The organism is Shimia sp. (assembly GCF_039969785.1).
Classification (GTDB): Bacteria; Pseudomonadota; Alphaproteobacteria; order Rhodobacterales; family Rhodobacteraceae; genus Shimia.
Genome location: NZ_JBDVNC010000010.1, coordinates 1 through 4,773 on the forward strand (window position 1 = coordinate 1; position 4,773 = coordinate 4,773).

Consider the following 4,773-nt stretch of genomic DNA (forward strand, 5'->3'; position numbering starts at 1 on the left):
CTCGTCGTCGAAACGGAAGGTGTGAATTCTCGGCCCGGTTGTTGAACCAGCGCCCTGTTTCCTGGTGATCTGCGTTGCCTATGACCTTCATCGCGGCGCCGTAAGACCGCAGTAAGTCGGTCACGATGACATGTGGTGGACCAAAGCGCTTCATTGTTTTTCTGAGGAATTTCAATGCTGCTTTACGATCCCCAGCAAAGAGCTTCATTTAGGACGTTTCGATTGGAAGGCTTTCATCTGCACTCCACTCAGCCCAAGAACCATCATAGAGACGAGATTTTTCTATTCCCAGGTAACGCAGAGCAAGAAGACCACACGACGCGGCGATTCCGCGCCCGCAATATGCGATGACCTCTGCGTCTGAATTGAGCCCTTTGTCTTGATAGTGCTCAGCTAGTAGGTCTTGATCTGCTATCTTAAACGAGCCTCGCTCTTGTAGTTTTGCGGTCCGCTCAGCGACAGAAGTATGTGCCAAGTCGGGATCGATGTTTGAAATCGCAGGTATGTTTACAGCGCCCGGGATATGGCCCGATCGCCCGCCCCAAGCGTGAACTCCATGACCACGAAAAAGATCATTTGGCAGAAAATCGACGATCTTGATACTTGCATTGTCGATTGCATTCACAACATCGATTTTCTGCGCAATCCACTCCTCGCGTATTGTTGGAGCAAATTCTCCAGTATCAATAGTGGATTCCCCAGATTCAGTCGGTCGACCTTCGAGTTTCCACTGCTGAATGCCGCCGTCGAGAACCTGCACGTTATTATGGCCGTAATATGAAAGGGCCCACCAAAGCCGGGCCGATGCCAAAGGCAATCCGGAGTCATCATACACCACGACGTGGCTGTCATTCGAAACGCCTAAGTCCTGCATTTTTTGGGCAAATACCTCTGCATCAACCATCATGTCGGGAATGCCATTCGCAGTGTCCGACAATTCCGTCGACATGCCGATATAAACAGCGCCGGGAATATGCTCTGCAAGGAACTCCGTCCTATCATCAAATGCTACACCCTTGCCGTTTTCCTCTCGAAATTTCCATCGGACATCGATGATACGTATTTTGGGGTTTGTCAGTTGTGTTGCCAGCCAATTCGTATCGACAAGAGGACTCATTTGAGTTGCCACAGGTCCGTCTCCTTTTTTCGTTATGGCCAGCAATACCAAATTGTCTCGGCTTTGTCCGGAGATTGTGTGAAAAGTCCAAGAACGGAATATCATGTAGAGCATTTTTTCCTGGTTAGTCTCATGCAGAGCAAGCGTTTCGCGAGAGCTTGCGAGGTGGAAAAGTCTGCATTGAGCCATAGTGTCCAGTCCACACAAAAACCGATTGGCGCTGCAATTATCCCCGGTGCGGATCATTTTCAGGCAGCGCTTCGCACAAATCCTCGGCGTTTTTCCAATCCGGTTTGGCGCTGGTCCCAGTCTCGTCAGGAATAAACGAGGAAGCAGCAGCTCTAGCAAGATCAGGGATATAACGAGGACAGTTCGGGAAGATTTCGTCAGCATCGACCCGCACGATCATCTTGTGGCCTTCGGGGGTCGGGCCATTCACCAGAGTGCATGCCCCGTTGACGCGTAAGCGTTTCGGTTGCGCGCCAAATTCAATGAACAACAACCCTATACGAGGGGATTTCAGGGCGTTGCCAAGACTGCGATACATGGAGTTGCCGTCAATATCTGACCACTCCAATGTCGCCGGGCCGGTCACTCGCAAAAACCCCGGTGCGCCTCCCCGATAAGAACAGTCGACACTTTGCGCATGTGCCGTTGCTATGAAGAAGAACTCGGTGCACTCGATGAAATTGACATCTTGCGCTCGGAACTCAGAAAATCGACGATGCTTCTCCAACGCGTCTGCCATTCGGCGACCGTCAAACCTGTCTTGTAATTCGCGGTGCCCGTCGTGATACATGCTGGTTGGTCGTTTGTTCATAATAGGCCCTCCAAAGTAGCTTGAAGCCAGAATGCCATGAGTCCGCATTTCTTCCGAACGATCGATTCACCCCGCATCTAGGCCATTCGCGACAGGTCGATCTTCCACTATACCTAATTCTGGAAAACCTGCATGAAAATTGGGCAAAAAACCGAGAACCGACCTTCGCGCACAGTGCGGCGAAAGAGGAAAAAGAGCCCATACCGGAAGTGATGGTTTTGCGTTGCGCGCGCTCACAGCGCAATTTTCGCTGCATCAGCGTAGCCGTCGGTGTCGCGATGCGGCGTAAAGAACGGCCATTCAGGCAAATCGCAGAGAGGGTTTCATCGCTCACATGGCAGCAATTCAAAATACACTTTGTAAATTGGATTCCATCAATGCCACTATCAGACCTAAAGAATGGCGCTTGAGGGTGCCCACTTGTTTAATCAGGAGGAAAGCCATGACGAAACATGAACTATATGGATGCCCATGTTGCAGCGGCACGTTTGGCGGCTTGTTTGCAGTAAATGACACCGTGCGTGACCTGAAAGAGCAGGCCGCGAGCGGGAACGGGTGGTCCTGCAATTGGGGTATCGACTGGGCAAGTCTTGGCCGGAGGGACTTTCTGAAGTCCGGCGCAGTTGCCGCAAGTCTCGCGGCCCTCATGCCGCAACAGGGCCGTGCGCAGACTGCATCAACCGAGACAACAACCATTTTCACCAATGCCAACGTGCTCACGGTTGACGATGTTTTCTCCGAAGCCCAAGCCATCGCCGTGCGTGGCAACCGTATTCTGGCCGTAGGCACCGACGGGGAAGTTCGCGCCGTGGCTGGCGAGGACGCCACCGTGATCGATCTTGAAGGCAAGACGGTTCTGCCAGGATTTATCGACGCGCACACTCATGTCGTGTCAGGATCGGTCGTCGATGCCATCATGGAATATGTCGGCATGGCCCGCTACACGACAGTTGGTGAAGTGCTGCAGCACATCGCAATGCGGGTGGCAGAAACGTCTGCTGGCGAATGGCTGGTTTTCCGCAACTTCGACCCTGCTGTACAGGAGGGTGCCGACGCACTGACATTTGCTGATCTCGATCCGATTTCAACCGAGCATCCGATCTTTGTTCTGAATGCCTCTGGTCACCTCGCATATGCGAACTCAAAGGCATTCGAGGTTTCAGGCGTGACCAACGACGTTCAAGACCCTCCCGGTGGCGAATTCGTGCGGGACACCAATGGCAACCTGACCGGAACGATTAAGAACAACGTGGCCTTCCTGAAAATTGTCGAAAACTACCCGGCAATGATGGAAGCGAACCCGGTCGAAGGCCTGATCGGGTTGCTCGACAAATGGGCGGAATATGGCCTGACCACAGTGTCTGAACTAAGTCTTGGCGCCCTAGCGCAGTCACCCGCCGACACACAGGTTATGGCTGCGGCCGCGCAATCTGGTCGGATGAAGGCGCGAATCCGTGCCTATCCCTTTTACACACTTGGGGCCGAGGTATGGGACGAAGCTGGTGTAATGCAAGGCGACGGGAATGCTTTGGCGCGCATTGCGGGTTACAAACTGGTCGCCGATGGCTCCAACCAGGGATTCACCGGCTTGCAGCGCGACCCTTACCTGAACAGGGAAGACCGCGGGCTCGCCTACATGGAGGCGGATGAGCTAACCGCAGTAGCTCTGGAACGCGCCCAGAAAGGATGGCACCTGTCTATTCATGGCAACGGCGACGCGGCCATCGACAACATCCTGGACACATGCCAGGCGCTTGTTGATGCTGGAGTGGACATGTCGCTTGTGCGTCCTCGGATCGAACATTGCTCCATCCTGCACGACGAACAGATCGCACGCATGAAGGACCTAGGCGTCTCTGCCAGCTTCTTGATCGGGCATGTCCACTATTGGGGCATTGCCATGCGCGACGAGGTTTTCGGGGAAGACAAGGCGGAACTTCTTGACCGTTGCAGAAGCGTCGAAAAGGCTGGTGTGGGTTTCACATTGCACTCGGACTTCATGGTGACCGACCCGGACCCGCTCCACATGATCGAGATGGCCGTAACGCGCCGCACTTGGAAGGAACCTGACTATGTGTTGGCGCCGCAGGAAGCGATCTCGGTGGAATCGGCGATCCAAGCAATGACCTCTGAGGCCGCGTGGCAGCTTTTCTCAGACCACGAAGTCGGAAGCCTCGAGCCGGGCAAACTGGCGGACATGGTGATCTTGGAGCAAGATCCACGTGACGTGCGGCAAGACGAGATCAAGAACATCAAGGTCCTTGAGACGTGGATGGATGGACGTCGGGTATTTGTTGCCTGATCACTGCATCGGAAAGACTGAGCCAGCGGGCCTTACGCCCGCTGGAATCCCTTCACCAACAAAATGTGTTTCAGAGAAACGTCGATGTAAAATCTGCTAAGATCAGCATTGGCGAACGGCTGGTTAGTTGAAATAAGCTGCAACGCTGCAAATGCGTCGCTGCAAGCGCAACGGGTTTCTGCGTAAGCTCTAAAAGCCTCATGTCGGACGTCAGCTTCGTCCGCATGTCGGTCATAGACCCTACAGATTTTGCTGCATCCAGAACGAACGACCGCTTTTTCTGCTGCATTGCGGTAAATAGCCGAGACGGTCAGAGTGCTGCATGAGCGAAGGCTGCGATTTCGATCCGGCCGCTTTGGGCTCGAAGCGGACTTGCGGCGATGCAGCGGGTTGAGTTTGAATCGTGCCCCGGAAGCTGCCATTCCGGAAACGCAGATATTCCACCCATTTCAAAGGCGTGACCAGAATCTCGGACATTCGGCGGTTGGAAGCGGCCGCACGACAGCATGGACCGGAACGACGGCACTGAGCCCA

At 53.9% G+C, this 4,773-nt stretch carries 3 protein-coding genes and 2 pseudogenes; 1 reads left to right on the plus strand and 4 read right to left on the minus strand.

Features of this window, described 5'->3' with window-relative positions; all coding sequences use genetic code 11:
• From ABJI08_RS05035 to ABJI08_RS05045, 3 genes and pseudogenes are all read right to left on the minus strand, one after another.
• Positions 1-760 (minus strand): annotated as a pseudogene (locus tag ABJI08_RS05035) (rhodanese-like domain-containing protein); the annotation flags it as partial.
• Positions 734-1,363: pseudogene (locus ABJI08_RS05040) on the minus strand (rhodanese-like domain-containing protein); the annotation flags it as partial. The pseudogenes ABJI08_RS05040 and ABJI08_RS05035, both read right to left, overlap by 27 nt.
• Positions 1,344-1,865, minus strand: a complete 522-nt coding sequence (locus tag ABJI08_RS05045) for a pyridoxamine 5'-phosphate oxidase family protein (RefSeq protein WP_348400736.1) — start codon at positions 1,863-1,865, stop codon at positions 1,344-1,346. The pseudogene ABJI08_RS05040 and the gene ABJI08_RS05045, both read right to left, overlap by 20 nt.
• Before the next feature lie 514 nt (positions 1,866-2,379).
• On the opposite strand from ABJI08_RS05045, the gene ABJI08_RS05050 reads away from it, so the two are divergent.
• Complete coding sequence (locus ABJI08_RS05050) at positions 2,380-4,239, plus strand: amidohydrolase (RefSeq protein ID WP_348400737.1); 1,860 nt, start codon at positions 2,380-2,382, stop codon at positions 4,237-4,239.
• 240 nt (positions 4,240-4,479) lie between these two features.
• Here the strand turns inward: ABJI08_RS05050 and ABJI08_RS05055 are convergent.
• Positions 4,480-4,773: hypothetical protein (locus ABJI08_RS05055; RefSeq protein WP_348400738.1), on the minus strand; the 294-nt coding region annotated here is incomplete at its 5' end.

Excerpts from the sequence above, each read along its gene's own strand:
- ABJI08_RS05045 (WP_348400736.1), bottom strand. The coding sequence starts at position 1,865 with ATGGCAGACGCGTTGGAGAAGCATCGTCGATTTTCTGAGTTCCGAGCG.
- ABJI08_RS05050 (WP_348400737.1), top strand. The coding sequence starts at position 2,380 with ATGACGAAACATGAACTATATGGATGCCCATGTTGCAGCGGCACGTTT.